The following is a 17278-nucleotide window of genomic DNA, read 5'->3' as shown; positions in this document are numbered from 1 at the left end:
GATGGGCCAAATCGGCCCACCGGGTTCGTTGCGGCGCTCGCCCGATATCCCATATCGCGCGTCGCGCCGCGCCTGCCCGGATGAACCGATTTGGCCCATCAAATTGATTCCCTATAACCATGAACCGCTCTAGGGAGAGATGCGTTCAGGTTCGGTCGGCAACGCGATAGCGGGGCCGCTTGCAAGATATCCTTCTCCTCCGCCGGAAGGGGGAGGAGCGATGAGATGTGCGTCAACCTGAAATCATCATGATCCAGGTGCGCGCAAAAATGCGAGCAGGGAGGGAGCCATGTTGAAAAAGAAGGAGAGCCGGCCGGCGCAGCCGCTGCCGCTGCCGAAGCACCGGAACCCCTATTATGGCGGCGCCTGGCACAAGCCGAAATCGGGCCGCACCATCGAGGATTACAGCCCCGGCGATGGCCAGCTCCTGGCTGAGGTCGCCGACTGCACCGCCGCCGACGCCGAGGCCGCCATCGCGGCGGCGAAAAAGGGGTTTCCGTCGTGGCGCGCGACCCCGCCCCTGCAGCGGGCGGCAGCCCTCAGGCGCATCGCCCAGATCGTCCGCGACAATGCCGAGGAGCTGGCGCTGATCGACGCGGCAGACTGCGGCAACCCGTTCGGCGAGATGATCGGCGACGCCACCGTCGGCGCCGCCCAGCTTGAATTCTTCGCAGGCCTCGTGACGGAGGCGAAAGGGAGCACAATCCCGATGGGGCCTGACGCGGTCAACCTGACGGTGCGCGAACCGCTCGGCGTCGTCGGCCGCATCTTTCCCTTCAACCATCCGTTCATGTTCTGCGCCGGCAAGATGGCGGCCCCCTTGGCGGCCGGCAATACGGTGGTGATGAAACCGCCGGAGCAGGCGCCGCTGTCGACCCTGCGTCTCACCGAGCTGATCGACGGCGTGCTGCCGCCGGGCGTCTTCAATGTGGTGCCGGGCGGCAAGGAGGTCGGCGCGGTGCTCGCTTCGCATCCTGACGTTGCCAAGATCTCGGTAATCGGCTCGGTGCCGACGGGCAGGGCGGTGATGCGGGCAGCCTCCGACACGCTCAAGGAGGTGCTGCTGGAGCTCGGCGGCAAGAACGCCCTCATCGCCTTTGCCGACGCCGACCCGCAACAGGTGGCAAAAGCGGTCGTCGACGGCATGAACTTCACCTGGTGCGGCCAGTCGTGCGGCTCGACCAGCCGCGCCTTCGTCCACAAGGCAATCTATCCTGAGGTGCTTAAGTTGATGCAGGAGCGGGTGAAGCACTACCGCCCGGGCCCGCCCACCGAGCGTGAGACGACCATGGGGGCGATCGTCTCCAAGGTCCAGTACGACCGCATCATGGGCTTCATCGAGACGACAAGACAAGAGGGCGCGCGCCTCCTCTGCGGCGGCAAACGCCCGGACGACCCCAACCTCGCCGACGGCCTGTTCATCGAGCCGACCGTTTTCGCCGACATGCGCCCGGACATGACCATCGCCACCCAGGAGGTCTTCGGCCCGGTGCTTGCCGTGTTCGAATGGGAGGACGAGCAGGCGATGATCGCGGCGGTGAACGCGGTCGATTACGGGCTCACCTGTTCGATCTGGACCAAGGATCTTGCCACCGCCCATCGCACGGCGGCTGCCGTCGAGGCGGGCTATGTGTGGGTCAACGAGGTCTCGCGCCACTTCATCGGGGCGCCCTTCGGCGGCTACAAGCACTCCGGCCTCGGCCGCGAGGAGAGCTTGGCCGAGCTCCTCGCCTTCACCCAGGAGAAGAACATCCATATACGCCTGACCCCGCGCGGGTGAGGCGTGCCTGTGGCGACCAGCGCAGACAAGACCTCTCCCCACCGGGGAGGGGGAACGCATGCATCACCTTCCGTTGTACTTTTTCAACATCTCGTAAGTCATGGAATCCTAAGAATTCTTGAGCCGGCGGCCGCGTCGCGTCGGCGGACCGTGATTGAGGGGGTATGGCCATGAAGACGTTGCGCGTGGCGGGCTTGCTGGCGCTTGCCGGCCCGGTTGTTCTGCAGCAGCTGGCGGCGGCGTGGGCCTGGGGCGCAATCGCCGTCTCCAACGAGCAGGCGTCGCGCTGGGGCTATTCCTACGACTATTCAACCGAGCAGGCGGCGATCAACCGGGCGGTGCGGGATTGCGGCGGTGGCTGCAAGGCGGTGATCACCTTCGCCCGCGGCTGCGGCGCCTATGCCTACGGCGCCATCGACGGCGACAGCGAATTTGGCGTCGGCACCGGCCGAAATCGCGCGCAAGCCGAGGATAATGCGCTGGATGACTGTGAAATCGCCCTGTGGGACGTCTGCGATATCGTGGTCTGGGCCTGCAACGGCCGATAGCGAAGCCCGCCGGGCGATCAACCGTCCCTCGCGCAAGCGTGACTTGTCGGCGCTGCGCGTTTTAACCTATTCTAATTCGAAGAATCGCCGGAAGAGGAGCAGCGATCCATGCTGATCAAGCGCCCGAGGGGCTGGGAGCTGCCGGAATCTGCGGCGACGCCCGAGCATGTCTATGTGAACCGCCGCCAGCTCATGGCCGCTGGCGGGGCCGCGGTGGCGCTCACCGTGCTGCCGCATTTCGCCCGCGCCGAGATGGAGATGGTGCCGACGGCGGACCTCTATCCGGCCAGGCGCAACCTGGCCTACCGCATCGATCGCGACATCACGCCGGAAGAGCTTAATTCCACCTACAATAATTTCTACGAGTTCGGCTCGCACAAGGAGATCTCCAAGGCTGCGCAGGCGCTGAAGGTGCGGCCGTGGATGGTGAAGATCGACGGCGAGGTGGAAAAGCCGTTCGAAATCGACATCGACGAGCTGATCCGCAAGATGGGACTGGAAGAGCGGCTCTACCGGCACCGCTGCGTCGAGGCTTGGTCGATGACCATCCCCTGGACCGGGTTCCCGGTCTCGCGCCTCGTGGAGCTGGCCAAGCCCCTGTCGGCGGCGAAATATCTGCGCATGGAGACCTTCATGGATTCCGATGCCGCCCACGGCCAGCGCCAGTCCTGGTATCCGTGGCCCTATGTCGAGGGTCTGACCATGGCGGAAGCCGCCAACGACCTCGCCTTCATGGTCACCGGCGCTTATGGCAAGCCGGCGGCGAAACAGTTCGGCGCGCCCTTGCGCCTCCACGTGCCGTGGAAATACGGCTTCAAGTCGATCAAGTCGATCGTCGGCTTCTCCTTCGTGCGCGAGCGGCCGGTGAGCTTCTGGGAGGAGATCGCCGGCAATGAGTACGGCTTCTGGGCTAACGTCAACCCGCAGGTGCCGCATCCGCGCTGGAGCCAGGCGACGGAGCGTGTGCTCGGCACCGACGGGCGCATCCCCACCAGGCTTTTCAACGGCTATGGCGACTATGTCGCCGACCTTTACGCCGGCCTGAGTGGCGAGAATCTCTTTATGTAGGCAGCTCCCCCCTCCGCCGAGGGGAAGGGGGCATAAACAGCAGAACACCTTTCCCCCGCCCCTTCACGGGGAGGGGGGATCGGCAAGGCCGGGCCGCGCGGGGCGAGAAAAGAGTTGCAGCGCCCGCGCCTTGCCTCCTTCCGGGGCCGAAAGGACGACGATGTCCTTGGCGGATTTCCGGGGTTCCACTCCCTCCCCTTGTCGGCTATCGGATTCACACATCTTTTGACCTCAATGATTCCAATAACTTATCTGCCCTACCTTAGGAGAAACGGTCAGTATCTGGTGCCTTCGCATTTGTTGGAAAGACTCGCTTTTTCGAAATGGCTTGGGCGGCTCACTTGAGATGTGTGCATACGATAGCCCCTTGTCGGGGAGAGCAGCCCAGTGAAGCCGGGCCGGACTCAGGTCGCCTTTCATCCAGATCGTCACCCCCCGTGTCTCGCTTTGCGAGGCCGAGGGCAGGCGTGTCGAGCCCGGCAATGGCGAAGGAGGGGGGGCAGGGCTTCGATCAACCCTCATTCGTCGTCACCCGGCTTGACCGGGTGACCCAGTAGCCTCGAAGTTCAATCATTGACGCTGGGGGTTACTGGATCCCGGCTCTCCGCTTCGCTGCGGCCTCTGCGCGATCTCATCCAGGTCCAGAAGGCCTTCGATGAATGGCGGGAGATCTACAATGCGGCGCGTCCCCATCAGGGTTTGGACATGGCGGTGCCGGCGAGCCGCTATCGCCCCTCCTCGCGGCCCATGCCCAAGACGTTGCCGGAGGCCGAATATGCTCCCGAGGACATCGTGCGCCGGGTGGGAACGACCAAGAGCTATGTCAGCTTCAAGAACCGCCTGTGGAAGGTTCCGCAGGCCTTTTCCGGAGAACGCGTCGCCATCCGCCCGCGCGGCCAAGACGGCCGCAACGGCATCTTCTTCGGCGCCACGCGCATCTCGACCATTGACCTGAACATGTGAGCCAAGGACAACAATCAACGTGTCAGCGATGTCCCCGAACAGCTGTCAATCATGTCTCCGGACTGAGCATCAAGCCCGGCGATGACGGGCCGGCTAATACGCGTTGGCGATCGGCAGCTCCTCGGCCGGGAAGTGCGTGATGACCTGGCAACCTGTGTCCGTCACCACGACCTCCTCCTCGATGCGCGCCGCGGAAAAGCCGTCGCGCGCCGGGCAGTAGGTCTCCAACGCGAACACCATGCCGGTCTTGATCTCCATCGGATGGTCGAGCGAGACCAGCCGCGAGATGATCGGCCGCTCATGCAGCGCAAGGCCGAGCCCGTGGCCGAACTGAAGCCCGAAGGCGGCCTTTTCGTTGGGGAAGCCGAAATCCTCCGCCTTGGGCCAGACGGCGGCCACCGTGTCGGTCGAGACGCCGGGCGTGATCAGCCCGATCGCCTCGTCGAGCCAGTCGCGGCACTGCTTGTAGGCGTCCTGCTGGGCGCTGGTGGCGCGGCCGACATTGAAGGTGCGGTAGTAGCAGGTGCGGTAGCCCTGATAGGACTGCAGAATGTCGAAAAAGGCCTGGTCGCCGGGGCGGATCAGCCGGTCGGTGAAATTGTGCGGGTGCGGGTTGCAGCGCTCGCCGGAGATGGCGTTGATCGCCTCGACATCGTCGGAGCCCATTTCGTAGAGCAGCTGATTGGCGAGCGCGACGATGTCGTTCTCGCGCACGCCGGGCTTCAGCTCCTCATATATGACGTGATACGTGCCGTCGACCATCGCGGCGGCCTGGTTCAGGAGGATGATTTCGTCGATGTTCTTGATCTCGCGCGCGTCGAGCATGATCTGCTGGCCGTCGACGATGTCGAGCCCCGCCTTCCGCAACTCGAAGAACATCGCCGTCTCGGCAATGTCGAGGCCGACCGGCATGCTGGCGACGCCGGCCTGCTTGATGAGCGAAGCGATCTCCTCGGCGTGACCCTTCATCAGGCCGACGTCGGGCGGGATCGTGCCGCGCATGCCGGTGACCCCGGCGCGGCAATTCTCGTCCGGCAGCCAGTCGCAATAAAGCCGGTGGTGGACGGCCGCCGAGCCGAAGTCCCAGACCACCGGCTCCTCGTCGCCGGCAAACAGCGCGAAGCGGCACAGCTTGTCGCGCTCCCATTCGCCGATCTTGGTCGCCGACACATAGCGGATATTGTTGACGTCGAAGAGCACGAGCGCGCCGCATTTGGAGTTTTTCAACGCCTGGCGGGCGCGCGACAGGCGGTATTTGCGCAGCCGGTGGAAATCGACGCGGCCCTCGAAATCGACCGACATATGCCCCGGCGACGGCAGCGCCCGATCCCAGGCCCAGTGCGGATCGAGATCCTTCGGCCGCACCAAACGCGGCGACAAGGCGCGGTTACGGGCAGGTCTGGCCATGGGATTTCCTCCTCGTGGATTGGTGGGCCCGCGGGCTGGTCCCGTTGTCGGGTTTTGCGTTCCCCCGGCCGCCGCGCAATCGATTGCACCAACATGTTCCGCAAGCCCGCCGCTGTCAATTGGTACCATTCACAGGGCGTTAGGCCGAGGTGTTACGGCTTCAGCATCGCCAGCCGGATCAGCTCGCGCACCAGCGCGTCGGCCTCCTCGGCGCCGAAGGATTCGGTGATCCGCCGGTGTTGCGCCTCCGCCTCCGGCGCGATCTTCCGGATCACCGTGCGGCCCTTGGCCGAGATGGCGATCACCGTCCGGCGCAGATCGGACTGGTTGGAGCGGCGGGTAATCCAGCCCTTGCGTTCGACGAGCTTGAGGATGCGCGACAGGCTCGGTGGCAGGATGCTGGTAAGGCGCGCGAGTTCGGCCGCCTCGACCGGCCCCTCGCTGTCGAGGGCGCGCAGCACCCGCCACTGCTGCTCGGTCAGCCCGTGGGCGCGCAGCATGGGGCGAAAATAGGTCATCACCGCTTCGCGCGCCGTCAGCAGCAGGACCGGCAGCGAGCGCCTGAAGCTGCGCAGCGTTTCGCTCTGCGGCTCGGCCGCGCTCGGTGGGCGGTCGCTGCCGCCGGTCTGCACTCTGTCGGTCATCGATCACCCACCCAATCGAAGAGGAGCAATTTAATGCATTATCGGGATATGTGGGATCACTTTGATGCCGCAGTCCGCGGCGGCGGCGGCGTCATCGCCGAACGCTCTTTCCGCTGGCGCCCGGATACTCTACCAATGGCCGACAATCGCGCATTCCAACCGGCAATCGCCATGGCTAAAGGCACTAGGGAAAGATTGCTGAGCGGCGGCGAAATTCTCGTCGATACGCTTCTTGCCCACGGCGCAAGCCATGTTTTCTGCGTGCCGGGGGAAAGCTTTCTGCCGGTCCTCGACGCGCTTTACGACGCCCCCCTGACGCTCACCGTGTGCCGCCAGGAGGGCGGTGCGGCGATGATGGCCGAGGCTTTCGGCAAGCTCACCGGAGAACCCGGCATCTGCTTCGTCACCCGCGCGCCGGGCGCCACCAACGCCAGCGCCGGCGTGCACATCGCGCAACAGGACTCGACGCCCATGATCCTGTTCATCGGCCAGGTCGCGCGCGGCACGCAGGAGCGCGAGGCGTTTCAGGAGATCGACTATCGGCGCATGTACGGCCCGTTGGCCAAATGGGTGGCCGAGATCGACGATCCGGCGCGCATCCCCGAATTCGTCACCCGCGGCTTCCATACCGCCACCTCGGGCCGGCCGGGCCCGGTGGTGCTGGCGCTACCCGAGGACGTGCTCTCCGCCACCGCCCGCCTCAAGCCGGTCGACCCCTACCGGCGCGCCGAGGCCCATCCTGGTCAAGGCGACATGTCGCGCCTGAAGGATTTGCTAGCCGCCGCCAGGAAGCCGTTCGTTCTGGTGGGCGGCGGTGGCTGGAGCGAAGCGGCTTGCGCCGATCTTCGGCGTTTTGCGGAGACCTGGCGCCTTCCCGTCGGCGTGTCGTTCCGCTGCCAGAGCTATTTCGACAACGACCATCCCAACTATGCCGGCGATGTCGGCATCGGCGTCAACCCGAAGCTGTGGCAGCGGATCCAGGGCGCCGATGTGCTTCTGGTGCTCGGCGCCCGGCTCGGCGAGATGACCACCGGCGGCTACAGGCTTCTCGATGTGCCCAAGCCGCGCATGACGCTGATCCACGTCTTTCCTGGCGCCGAGGAAATCGGCCGCGTCTACCAGCCGGCGCTCGGCATCAACGCCGCCATGGGCCCGATGGCCCGCGCGCTGGCCGGCCTTGAACCGCCGAAAAAACCGGGTTGGGCCGAAGCGACCGCGCGGGCCCGTGACGACTATCTGCAATGGACCGAGCCGCCGCGGATCCCCGGCGACGTGCAGCTCGGCGAGATCATGGATTGGCTCAGGACGAGGCTTCCGGCGGATGCCATTCTCACCAACGGCGCCGGCAATTATTCGGCCTGGCCGAACCGGTTCTACCGCTACCGGCAATTCCGCACCTTGCTCGGACCGACCTCCGGCTCCATGGGCTACGGTGTGCCGGCGGCGATTGCCGCCAAACGGCTCTATCCCGAGCGCAGCGTCATCGCCTTTGCCGGCGACGGCTGTTTCCTCGTGACCGGCCAGGAATTCGCCACCGCCTGCCAGTACGGCCTTGCCATCGTCGTTGTCGTCGTCAACAACGCCATGTACGGCACCATCCGCATGCACCAGGAGCGCGCCTATCCGGGACGGGTGAGCGGGACGGCGCTGGAAAACCCCGATTTCGCGGCGCTCGCCCGCGCCTTCGGCGGTCACGGCGAGCTGGTCGTGCGCACCGCGGAATTCGCGCCGGCCTTCGAGCGCGCCATTGCCAGCAGGCTTCCGGCGCTGATCGAGCTGCGGATCGATCCGGAAGCGATCTCGCCGAACACGACATTGAGCGAAATTCGGGCCAAAGCTATTGCGGTCAAGAATAAAATCACTTAGACTGTATTCTTAAGACCCCATCTGAGGGGCCAATCCACGAATCTTCCGTAACGGATACATTTCGTGTATTGGGCGGCTAAATTCTTTGCTGTCTATCGCGTTTTTATTCCATTAGTATACCGTGCGTATTCCGTGCTATGACGGCGATGCGGCCGCGATTTGTCGTGGACAAATTTGCGTAGTGGGACAGTCAGACGTGCGAATGCCAGCGTCTTCGCATGCGCATATCGCCGTCCAACTTGGCTAGCATTTGGGCATGAGACGGATTCTGGTTGAACTTGGGCCGATTTGGCGCAAATACATCGTCATCATCCATGACGTGTTGATGTCGGCGCTTGCGGTTGGGGCGAGTTTCTGGATCCGGTTCAGGGAGATTCCGCGCGGCGCGCACCTGTTTGCGGACGATCTTCTGTTGACGCTTGCGATCATGGTACCGCTGGCGGCGGGGGTGTTTCGCATCTGCGGGCTTTACCGCGGGGTGTGGCGGTTTGCCTCGACGCCGGATCTGGCCAACATCGTGCGGGCGGCGACGGTTCTGACGGTTGCGCTGGTGGCCGTCGACTTTCTCGCCCGCGGCCAGATCGTGGTGCCGCGGACGGTGGTGTTCGTGTATTGGTTTCTGCAGATCGGGATGCTGAGCGCGCCGCGACTGGCCTACCGGGTTTATGCGGATTCCCGGCGCGGGCGGGGCCGAGGGCATGCGGCGGACGCGATCCCGGCGCTGGTTGTGGGCACGGGTGCGGAGACGGAGATGCTGATCCGGCTTTTGCAGAGCACGCCCTATCCGACCTTGCGCGTTGTCGGGCTTTTGGCGCAGAGCCGTGCCGATCTGAGGCAGACGATCCGCGGCGTCGACGTTGTCGGCCTGAGCGAGGATCTGGCCGGCGTTGTCGGGTCTCTGTCGCGCAAGGGGATCGTGCCGCGGCGGCTGTTGTTCACGCGCGAGGCGCTTGAGCGCCAGGACAATCCGGTGGCGCTGATCGAGCAGGCGCGGCGTCTTGATCTTGTGGTCGGGCGCATTGCCAAGGGGGCGCTTTCGGCGCGGCTTGAGCTTGCCCCGCAGCTTGCGCCGATCCGCATGGAGGATCTGCTGGAGCGTCCGACGGTGAAGCTGAACGAGGGAGAGATCCGCGCGCTGGTGGGCGGGCGCAGGGTTGTGGTGACCGGCGGCGGGGGCTCGATCGGTAGTGAGATCTGCCAGCAGGTGGCCGAGCTTGGCGCGCATCGGGTGGTGATTGCGGAGAATTCGGAGTTTGCGCTTTATCAGGTGTTGCGGGCGCTGGAGGCGGTTCGCCCCGGGCTTGAGGTGATCGGCCGCATCTGCGACGTGCGCGATCGGGCGCAGATCGAGGCGCTGTTTGCGGAGTTCCGGCCCGAGCTTGTGTTCCACGCCGCGGCCCTGAAGCAGCTTCCGATCGTCGAGGACAATCGCGCCGCCGGCGCCATGACCAACATCATCGGCACCCGCAACGTCGCCGACGCGGCCAAGGCGCACGGGGCGTTGGCCATGGTTTTGATCTCCACCGACAAGGCGATCAAGCCGAGCTCCTTCCTGGGCGCCACCAAGCGGGTGGCGGAGCTTTACTGCCAGGCGCTCGACAGCGGCGCCAGCGCAGGCTCCAAGGTCGCTGGCGCCAAGATCACTGGGGCGAGGGGCGCGCCGACGCGCTTCCTGTCGGTGCGTTTCGGCAATGTTCTGGCCTCCAACGGCTCGGTGTTGTGGGTGTTCCGGGAGCAGATCGAGCAGGGCGGTCCGGTGACCGTCACCCATCCGGAGATGGAGCGCTACTTCATGAGCGTGAGCGAGGCGACCTCACTGGTTCTGTCGGCGACCGCGCACGGGCTTGCCGATCCCGCGCATGACGGCTCGGTGTTCATGCTCGACATGGGCAAGCCGGTGAAGATCATCGACCTTGCGCACCGGATGATCCGTCTTGCCGGGTTTGAGCCGGACCAGGACATCGCCATCGAGATCGTCGGCATCCGTCCCGGCGAGCGGTTGCGGGAGGAGCTGTTCCACGCCGGCGAGCCGGTGAGCCGGATCGACATTGAGGGCGTGTTTGCGGCCAAGCCGCGCTCGGTGCCGTTCGAGGCGCTGGTGACGGCCTTAAAGCGCATCGAGGCGGCGGCCAAGCAGGGCGACGAGACGGCGCTGTTGCGGCTGATCGGCAAGCTGGTGCCGGACTATAGCGGCCACATGCCGGAGGCCGACACCAACACCGCCGCCGCGCCCGATGCCGACAAGATCGTCTATCTCGCCAAACCCGGAAAATCCGCCGCCAAGCCAGGACAATCCGCCGCCAGTTGAAAACTCACGCTGGCCGGTCGGCGTCCTGGTTTTCTCGACGGCTGCCATCTTCAGTTCCGATGCAAATATCCGTGGGCGTCATCATACCGGTCTACAATCGACCCGACGGCGCCGCCGCGGCCGTTGAGTCGGTTCTGAAGCAAAGTTTTCAAGCTGCGCAAATCGTGCTCGTCGACGATTGTTCGCAGCCGCCTTTGAGCTTGCAGCCCTCCCTCGGCGGCGACCCTCGCATTACAATACGCCGATTGAAGAGGAATTCGGGAGCATCGGCCGCGCGCGGGGTGGGGCTTGAATCGATCGGCACGACCCATGTTGCGTTTCTTGACTCGGACGATATCTGGGCGCCCACCAAGCTATCGCGCCAGGTTGAGATCTTCGAGAGCCTGGGCCGGCCCGACATGACGGCCGTCTCGTGCGGGTGGAACTGGCTGGATGCGCGTGGGGCTTCTGCGACCCGCCACCCGCGGCCCAGCGCGCAACTTTCCGATTTCGTCAGCGGCTGCTGGTTCTGCCCCGGGTCCACCCTACTCATGGCGATGTCCGACCTCGCCCGGATCGGCGGTTTCGATTCCGCGCTGCGCAGGCTTGAGGATCTGGATCTGTTCATCCGCTTTGCCAAGGCCGGCGGCAGGCTTGAGGTCGTGCCTAGCGTCGAAGCAACCATTCGCCGCGGGCGCAACGCAACAAGCCAGGAGGTCGATGGCGCCGCGGCCCGGTTGCGAGCAAGATATTCTCAAACGGGAGACGAGCCGCTTGCTTCCGATCTCTTCCGGCGCCTGGATGCCTGGCTTGCCGTGGAGGAGGCTGCGGCGGCGCGAAACGAACGGCAATTCATTCGGATGGCGTCGCGATTTGTCTACTCGCTTGTGAAGGCACCGCGGCTGAGAAAGCAGCTTGGAGACTGGTGGCAGTGAGTAAGGCGCCGGGCGTGCCGCCGTATCTCGTCCCGCTGCTTGCGTTGATGGTGCTTCACACCACCGCCATCGCCGGCCTCCTGGCGCCGCCCATCTTCGCGGTCGCGGCAATGGCGGAGCTGGGGCTGAGCATCGAATGGATCGGCGCCTATCCCTTTCTCGTCTATGGGGCGGCCATTCTGTCGGCCACATCCGTCGGCGGCTTGGCGGCGAATGTCGGACCTATCCGGACCTCGCAGGGCTGCCTGCTTCTCGTCGGTGCCGGGCTCTGCCTGCTGGCAAGTGCGGATCTGCCGCTGATGGCTTTGGGTTCGCTTATCATCGGCGCCGGCTATGGCCCGCTGACGGCGGCAGGCTCGGACCTGCTCAAGCACGTCACGCCGCCGAGGCTGCAACCGGTCATATTCTCGGTCAAGCAAACGGCGATTCCGGTCGGCGGGGCGCTTGCCGGAGCGGCCATTCCGACCCTGGTCCATCTGATCGGATGGCAGGGGACGTCCCTTATTCTCGGTGTTGTCTGCATCGGGCTCGCGCTCACTGCCCAGACCCTGCGGACGTGGCTCGACGGCGGGCTGCCCAGGTCGAGCGACCGGTCGTTGTTGGGACTTGGCTCGCTTCGCCTGGTTGCGAAAAATTCCGCCTATCTGCTGCTGGGTGCGGCGTCGCTTTGCTTTGCGGTCGCCCAGGGCGTGCTGTTCACCTATCTCGTGCCGTACCTGTCCGAGGACCTGGGCCTGACGCTGGTTGCCGCCGGGGCGGTCCTTGCCGCCGCCCAGCTCGGCGGGGCAGGGGGACGCATTCTGTGGGGCATCGTCGCGTCCTGGCTGAAATCCGCAAAACCGGTGCTTGTCGGGCTGGGCGCGGCCATGGCGGCGGCGGCCGGCGCCACGGCTCTGTTCAGCCCCGATTGGCCGCTCACCGCGATCGTCGCCGTCGGCATTCTGTTCGGCATGACGGCGGTCGGCTGGAACGGCGTGTTCCTCGCCGAGGTGGCGCACGTGGCGCCGCCGGGCGGGGTCGGCGCGCTGACCGGCGCCATGTCGTCCCTGGCTTTCCTCGGCCTGATGGTGGGGCCGCCCATTTTCGGAGTCCTGATCAAGGCAACGGGAGGGTATTTTTCCGGCTTCATGGCCGTCTCGGCCATGACGCTCCTCGGCAGCGCCTTGTTGCTGCGCCAGCCGGAGAAAGCCTGAAGCCAGCGGTTCATTTCGGGCCAACGGTTCCCCGCCTTCTACGCCGCGTCGGCCGGTCCCTCCGGCGGCATGATGTGGATGGCGTCGGCCAGAAGCGAGACGCTCGCCTTCTCGCCGGCGGCGAGCCGGTTGCGCTCGGCGACGTGCCGCGGCACGTGAAAGCTCAGCGGTCGGTCGGCCGTTCCGTCGACGTTGAGGACATTGAGGGTCGTGTCGCCGAGGATGAGGTGTTCGGCGATGACGCCGGAAACCGGGTTTTCTGCTTCACCGCGCGACGGCCGGTCGCGCCGGTGCAGCACCACCTTCGAGGGCGGAATGAGCCAGGCGACGCGTGCGCCGGGCGCGAAATTCTCGGCCCGCGCAACCTCCAGCACATGGCCGTTCCAGCGCAAGAGCGTCAGGCGCCGGGCGGCATCGTGCGCCTCGATCTCGCCGGCAAAAATGTTGCGGTGGCCGATCAGCCGCGCCGCCTCGATGGAGATCGGGCGCTGGACCAGCTCGAGGGGCGGTCCCTGCTGCAGGGTGCGGCCGTGATGCAAGAGGCACAGGCCGTCGGCGAGCATCAGCGCTTCGTCGATGTCGTGGGTGACGAGCACCAGCGGGACCGAGAGTTCGCGGCGCAGCAGGGCAAGCTCGCGATAGAGCTTCTCGCGCGTCGTCTTGTCGACCGCGGAGAAGGGCTCGTCGAGCAGCAGCACCTGCGGCTCGCGGGCGAGCGCCCGGGCGACGGCAACGCGCTGCTGCTGGCCGCCGGAAAGCTCGGCCGGCCGGCGGTTCTCGAGGCCCGCGAGATGAACGAGCGCCAACAGCTCGGCCGCCTTGCCCCGCCGCGCCGCCGCGGCGACATGGTCCATGGCGGCAATGACGTTTTCGAGCGCCGTCATGTGCGGGAACAGGGCATAGCTCTGAAACACGATCCCCGCCGCGCGCCGATGTGGCGCCAGGTTGACGCCGGCATCGGTGTCGAGCCAGGTCTTGCCGTTGATTTGAATGAACCCGCGGCGCGGGCGATAGACGCCGGCAATGCTGCGCAACAGCGTCGTCTTGCCGCTGCCGGAGGGGCCGACGAGGGCCAGCAGTTCTCCGCGGCGGCAGGAGAAACTTGCCGCAAGCGGGATCGGCCCGGTCTGCTCGACGGTGACGGCGAGTCCGGCCATGTCAGCCGAACCTGCGCCCGATGCGACGCGAAAAGGCGAAGGTGAGCGCGATGGTCGCGAGCGACAGGGCGAGCAGCAGCGCCGACATGCGCCCGGCCGCCGCCTCGTCGAAGGCCTGGACGCGGTCATAAATGGAAATCGCGATGGTCCGCGTCTCGCCGGGGATGCTGCCGCCGACCATCAGCACGATGCCGAACTCGCCGAGCGTGTGGGCAAACGCGAGCACCAGCCCGGTCAGGATGCCGGGCCAGGCGAGCGGCAGCTCGATCTTCTGCAGCACCCGCCGCGGCGTCATCCCGCAGCACAGCGCCGCCTCGCGCACCTCGCCGGGGATCGCCTCGAAGGCGCGCTGCATCGGCTGGATGGCGAACGGCAGGTTGAAGATGAGGGAGGCGATGAGCAAGCCCTCGAAGCTGAACACGAGCGGCTGGCCGAACGCCCCCTGCCAGGCCTGGCCGAGCGGCGAGGCGGCGCCGAAGGCGACGAGCAGATAATAGCCGAGCACCGTCGGCGGCAGGACCAGCGGCAGCGCCACCGCGGCCTCGACGAGCACCTTGCCGCGAAAGTCGCGATAGGCAAGCTGCCGGCCGCAGAAAATGCCGACCGGCAGCAGCAACAGTACGGTGAGGACGCCGAGCCGGAAGGAAAGTCCCAATGCCACCCAGTCCATTGTGCGCCTCCTCAGGCGTTCTCGCCGGGCAGCAGAAAGCCGAACCTGCGCAGGATGGCCCGCGCCGCGGGTCCTTGCAGATAGGCATGGAAGCGCTGCGCGGCGGCGCTGGCGCCGGTCAGAAGCACCATGCGCTGGCGCAGCGCCGTGTGCCAGTCTTCCGGGATCAGCGCGAAGCGCGCGCGGCCTGCGATCTTCGGCGACAGCGCCAGGGAATAGGCGATGATGCCGCCTTCGGTCGCGCCCGAAAGGGCGAACTGGGCTGCTTGCGACACGTTCTCGCCGAGCACGAGCTTTTCCTCAAGATCGCCCCACAGCCCGGCGTGGCGCAGGGCCTCCTCGGCGCGCTTGCCGTAGGGAGCGTGCTCCGGATTGGCGATGGCGAACTTCTCGATCCGGCCTTCGCGGAGCGCCGTCCTCAGGCCTTCGAGCGCGCCATCGGGCTCGACGCCCGACTCCTTCGGGGCGACGATGACGATCCGCCCCAGGGCGTAGAGCGCGCCCTCGTCGCGGGTGAGCCCGTCGCGCGCAAGTTCGCGAACATAGTTCTCGTCTGCCGAGAGGAACAGCTCGAACGGCGCCCTCTGGCGGATCTGGCGGGCGAAATTGCCGGACGAGCCGAAGGTGAGGCGCACCGCAAGGCCGGTGTCGCGCTCAAATGCCGCCGCCACCTCGGGAAGCGCGAACTGAAGGTCGGAGGCCGCGGCGATGAGCGGCGGCTCCTCGGCGCGCGCGCCCAAGGCGCTCGCGGCCAACGCGGCGACGGCAAGAAGGGCGACGAAAAAGCGTCGCGACATGAAGGACCTCGAACGCGACATCATTCGATATGTTTGTCTGAACATATCGCTTCGCATGGGCGGGCGCCAGGGTCAACCGTCCGGCGATCCGTCGGTCATGAGCCGCTGCAATGCCGTCATTTCGGCGCCGATGGCGTCCCGGGTCAGCCGCTCCATGCGCCGGTAGCGGGCGAGAACCTCTTCGCCGGCGTCCGTCAGCGTTGCGCCGCCATGGCCGCGACCGCCCTTGGCCGTGGCGACCAGTGGCGTCTTGAAGGCGCGGTTCATCGCCTCGACCAGTCGCCAGGCGCGCTTGTAGCTCATGCCCATGTGCCGGCCGGCAGCGGCGATCGAGCCGGTAAGGCGAATGCTCTCGAGGATGTCCGCCTTGCCCGGGCCGATGGCGACGTCCGGCTCGAGCACGATGCGCAACCGCGCGCCGACGGTGCGATTTCCCGCTTTCATGGCATCAACATTACCCGCTGCATGCCGCTTTGTGCCAGTGGCATGGCGGCCGAGCAAATCGCCCATCCGTTCGTGGAATAGGCACCGGGTAAGCTTAACGGCAGCCAACCGAAATCACGCGAGGTCGAGATATTCCCTCACCGTTTCTTATCATCTTGGCGCCTATGATTCCGGCCCGGCGCAAGGACAGACCTGCCACCATGGCTTGTCGCCTCGGACGGCGGGCCGTACGTGTCGAGCGCGGAGCCAGGCATGATCGGAAACGCAATTCGTACAATCCTGCTGGCGGTGATGGTGCTCGCCGCCACGGCCCATTCCTCGATGGTCTCGGCCGAGACGGTGACCTTGCGCATGGCCACCTGGGTGCCGCCGATGCACCACCTCCATCAGACCTTCACGGAATGGGCGGCACAGATCGAGAGGGCCTCCGGCGGCAGCTTGAAGGTCGTCCTCGACGAAGCGCCGTTGGCCAAGGCGCAAGGGCAGTACGAACTGGCGAAGAAGGGCATCGCCGACCTGGCGTTTCCCGTCCTCGGCTATATGCCCGACCGTTTCGCGGTGACGCGGGGCATAGAACTGCCGTTCCTGTCGCCGAGCGCGGAGGTCGGCAGCCAGGCGCTGTGGGACTGGGGCACGCGCAACATCGCGGACCAGGAATTCAACGACGTCAAGCTCGTGACCCTGTTCGTCCATGGTCCGGGCATGCTGCATTCCAAGACGCGGGTGAGGACGCACGAAGACTTGGCCGGAATGAGGTTGCGCGTCGGCGGCGGCGGCGTGGCCATTGCCCGCGCGCTCGGCGCGGTGCCGGTGGCGATGACGGCGGCCGACGCCCACCAAGCGCTCCTGCGCGGCACCACCCAAGGCACGCTGTTTCCGTGGGAGGCGGTCGCAAGCTACCGGCTGACCGGGCTCGTGCGCTACCATTTGGAGATCCCCGGCGGCCTTTACACGACGGTCTTCGCCGTGGTGATGAACAAGGCCAGATATGAGAGCCTCGCGCCGGAGCACAAGGCGCTCATCGACCGGTTCGGCGGCGGCTACGGGGCGGCGTTCATCGGCCGGCATTGGGACGAGGCCGACCGCGCGGCGCGTGAGGAGGCCAAGGTCAACGGCGAATACATCCATACCCTGGCGCCCGAGGAGCTCAAGCGCTGGCGGGCCAAGATCGCGTTCATGGACGGGGAATGGATCGTCGATATGACCGAACAGGGCCACGACGCAGCCGCGCTGCTCGACGACCTGCGCAAGACGGTGAGCAAGTTCCAGGACATGCAGGCGAGCGTCCATCTGCGCTTCGCCCAGCCCGGCCAGTGACCGCAGAGCGCGCCCGGCTTCGGGTCGTCTAGAGCGGTTCATGGTTATAGGGGATCAATTGGATGGGCCAAATCGGTTCATCCGGGCAGGCGCGGGCCGCGACGCGCGATACGGGATATCGGGCGAGCGCCGCAACGAACCCGGTGGGCCGATTTGGCCCACCGAAGGCCGGGTTCTTTTGCGCCGTGGCGGTGTTGCGGCT

General features: G+C 66.0%; 14 protein-coding genes and 1 pseudogene. 9 read left to right on the top strand and 6 right to left on the bottom strand.

Features of this window, described 5'->3' with window-relative positions:
- The first annotated feature begins 289 nt into the window (after nt 1-289).
- From Q8P46_08815 to Q8P46_08800, 4 genes and pseudogenes are all read left to right on the top strand, one after another.
- A complete protein-coding gene (locus Q8P46_08815) occupies nt 290-1780 on the top strand; it encodes an aldehyde dehydrogenase family protein (protein ID MDP2620264.1) in 1491 nt (496 codons plus the stop codon).
- A 170-nt stretch (nt 1781-1950) separates the two neighbouring features.
- Nucleotides 1951-2328 (top strand): DUF4189 domain-containing protein, encoded by a 378-nt coding sequence (locus Q8P46_08810; GenBank protein MDP2620263.1) that lies wholly within the window; start codon nt 1951-1953, stop codon nt 2326-2328.
- Nucleotides 2329-2436: 108 nt separating this feature from the next.
- Nucleotides 2437-3396, top strand: coding sequence for a protein-methionine-sulfoxide reductase catalytic subunit MsrP (msrP, locus tag Q8P46_08805; protein MDP2620262.1), 960 nt, complete (start codon nt 2437-2439; stop codon nt 3394-3396).
- 624 nt (nt 3397-4020) lie between these two features.
- A pseudogene (locus tag Q8P46_08800) lies at nt 4021-4425 on the top strand (integrase core domain-containing protein).
- A gap of 27 nt (nt 4426-4452) precedes the next feature.
- On the opposite strand, the gene Q8P46_08795 reads toward Q8P46_08800, so the two are convergent.
- Complete coding sequence (locus Q8P46_08795) at nt 4453-5766, bottom strand: Xaa-Pro peptidase family protein (protein ID MDP2620261.1); 1314 nt, start codon at nt 5764-5766, stop codon at nt 4453-4455.
- Between the two features lie 152 nt (nt 5767-5918).
- Nucleotides 5919-6410, bottom strand: coding sequence for a homoprotocatechuate degradation operon regulator HpaR (gene hpaR, locus Q8P46_08790; GenBank protein MDP2620260.1), 492 nt, complete (start codon nt 6408-6410; stop codon nt 5919-5921).
- 171 nt (nt 6411-6581) lie between these two features.
- Between hpaR and Q8P46_08785 the strand changes: the two genes are divergently transcribed.
- From Q8P46_08785 to Q8P46_08770, 4 genes are all read left to right on the top strand, one after another.
- Entirely contained in the window at nt 6582-8276 is a 1695-nt protein-coding gene (locus Q8P46_08785) for a thiamine pyrophosphate-binding protein (GenBank protein MDP2620259.1), read from the top strand.
- A gap of 256 nt (nt 8277-8532) precedes the next feature.
- A complete protein-coding gene (locus Q8P46_08780; protein MDP2620258.1) occupies nt 8533-10584 on the top strand; it encodes a nucleoside-diphosphate sugar epimerase/dehydratase in 2052 nt (683 codons plus the stop codon).
- Between the two features lie 59 nt (nt 10585-10643).
- On the top strand, nt 10644-11498 hold the full coding sequence (locus tag Q8P46_08775; protein MDP2620257.1) for a glycosyltransferase family A protein: 855 nt from the start codon (nt 10644-10646) through the stop codon (nt 11496-11498).
- Entirely contained in the window at nt 11489-12691 is a 1203-nt protein-coding gene (locus Q8P46_08770; protein ID MDP2620256.1) for an MFS transporter, read from the top strand. The genes Q8P46_08775 and Q8P46_08770 overlap by 10 nt, the downstream gene beginning before the upstream one ends.
- A 38-nt stretch (nt 12692-12729) precedes the next feature.
- Here Q8P46_08770 and Q8P46_08765 read toward each other — a convergent pair whose 3' ends face one another.
- The 4 genes from Q8P46_08765 to Q8P46_08750 form a co-directional block, all read right to left on the bottom strand.
- Complete coding sequence (locus tag Q8P46_08765) at nt 12730-13848, bottom strand: ABC transporter ATP-binding protein (protein ID MDP2620255.1); 1119 nt, start codon at nt 13846-13848, stop codon at nt 12730-12732.
- Between the two features lies 1 nt (nt 13849).
- Nucleotides 13850-14518: a molybdate ABC transporter permease subunit gene (modB, locus tag Q8P46_08760; GenBank protein ID MDP2620254.1), complete on the bottom strand. Its 669-nt coding sequence runs from the start codon at nt 14516-14518 to the stop codon at nt 13850-13852.
- Between the two features lie 11 nt (nt 14519-14529).
- Nucleotides 14530-15315 (bottom strand): molybdate ABC transporter substrate-binding protein, encoded by a 786-nt coding sequence (gene modA / locus Q8P46_08755; GenBank protein MDP2620253.1) that lies wholly within the window; start codon nt 15313-15315, stop codon nt 14530-14532.
- A 72-nt stretch (nt 15316-15387) separates the two neighbouring features.
- Nucleotides 15388-15759, bottom strand: a complete 372-nt coding sequence (locus tag Q8P46_08750; GenBank protein MDP2620252.1) for a LysR family transcriptional regulator — start codon at nt 15757-15759, stop codon at nt 15388-15390.
- 252 nt (nt 15760-16011) lie between these two features.
- On the opposite strand from Q8P46_08750, the gene Q8P46_08745 reads away from it, so the two are divergent.
- Nucleotides 16012-17076, top strand: coding sequence for a TRAP transporter substrate-binding protein (locus tag Q8P46_08745; protein ID MDP2620251.1), 1065 nt, complete (start codon nt 16012-16014; stop codon nt 17074-17076).
- Nucleotides 17077-17278: the final 202 nt, after the last annotated feature.

The organism is Hyphomicrobiales bacterium (assembly GCA_030688605.1).
Lineage (GTDB): Bacteria > Pseudomonadota > Alphaproteobacteria > Rhizobiales > NORP267 > JAUYJB01.
The sequence above is the reverse complement of the archived record's forward strand: the minus strand, read 5'-3'. Positions and strand labels throughout refer to the sequence as shown.

Bases quoted from the DNA above. Each gene is read 5' to 3' on its own strand.
- modA (MDP2620253.1), bottom strand. From the start codon at position 15,315: ATGTCGCGACGCTTTTTCGTCGCCCTTCTTGCCGTCGCCGCGTTGGCC.
- Q8P46_08785 (MDP2620259.1), top strand. From the start codon at position 6,582: ATGGCTAAAGGCACTAGGGAAAGATTGCTGAGCGGCGGCGAAATTCTC.
- Q8P46_08775 (MDP2620257.1), top strand. From the start codon at position 10,644: ATGCAAATATCCGTGGGCGTCATCATACCGGTCTACAATCGACCCGAC.
- Q8P46_08750 (MDP2620252.1), bottom strand. From the start codon at position 15,759: ATGAAAGCGGGAAATCGCACCGTCGGCGCGCGGTTGCGCATCGTGCTC.
- Q8P46_08815 (MDP2620264.1), top strand. From the start codon at position 290: ATGTTGAAAAAGAAGGAGAGCCGGCCGGCGCAGCCGCTGCCGCTGCCG.
- Q8P46_08795 (MDP2620261.1), bottom strand. From the start codon at position 5,766: ATGGCCAGACCTGCCCGTAACCGCGCCTTGTCGCCGCGTTTGGTGCGG.
- hpaR (MDP2620260.1), bottom strand. From the start codon at position 6,410: ATGACCGACAGAGTGCAGACCGGCGGCAGCGACCGCCCACCGAGCGCG.
- Q8P46_08765 (MDP2620255.1), bottom strand. From the start codon at position 13,848: ATGGCCGGACTCGCCGTCACCGTCGAGCAGACCGGGCCGATCCCGCTT.
- Q8P46_08780 (MDP2620258.1), top strand. From the start codon at position 8,533: ATGAGACGGATTCTGGTTGAACTTGGGCCGATTTGGCGCAAATACATC.
- modB (MDP2620254.1), bottom strand. From the start codon at position 14,518: ATGGACTGGGTGGCATTGGGACTTTCCTTCCGGCTCGGCGTCCTCACC.
- Q8P46_08810 (MDP2620263.1), top strand. From the start codon at position 1,951: ATGAAGACGTTGCGCGTGGCGGGCTTGCTGGCGCTTGCCGGCCCGGTT.
- Q8P46_08745 (MDP2620251.1), top strand. From the start codon at position 16,012: ATGATCGGAAACGCAATTCGTACAATCCTGCTGGCGGTGATGGTGCTC.
- msrP (MDP2620262.1), top strand. From the start codon at position 2,437: ATGCTGATCAAGCGCCCGAGGGGCTGGGAGCTGCCGGAATCTGCGGCG.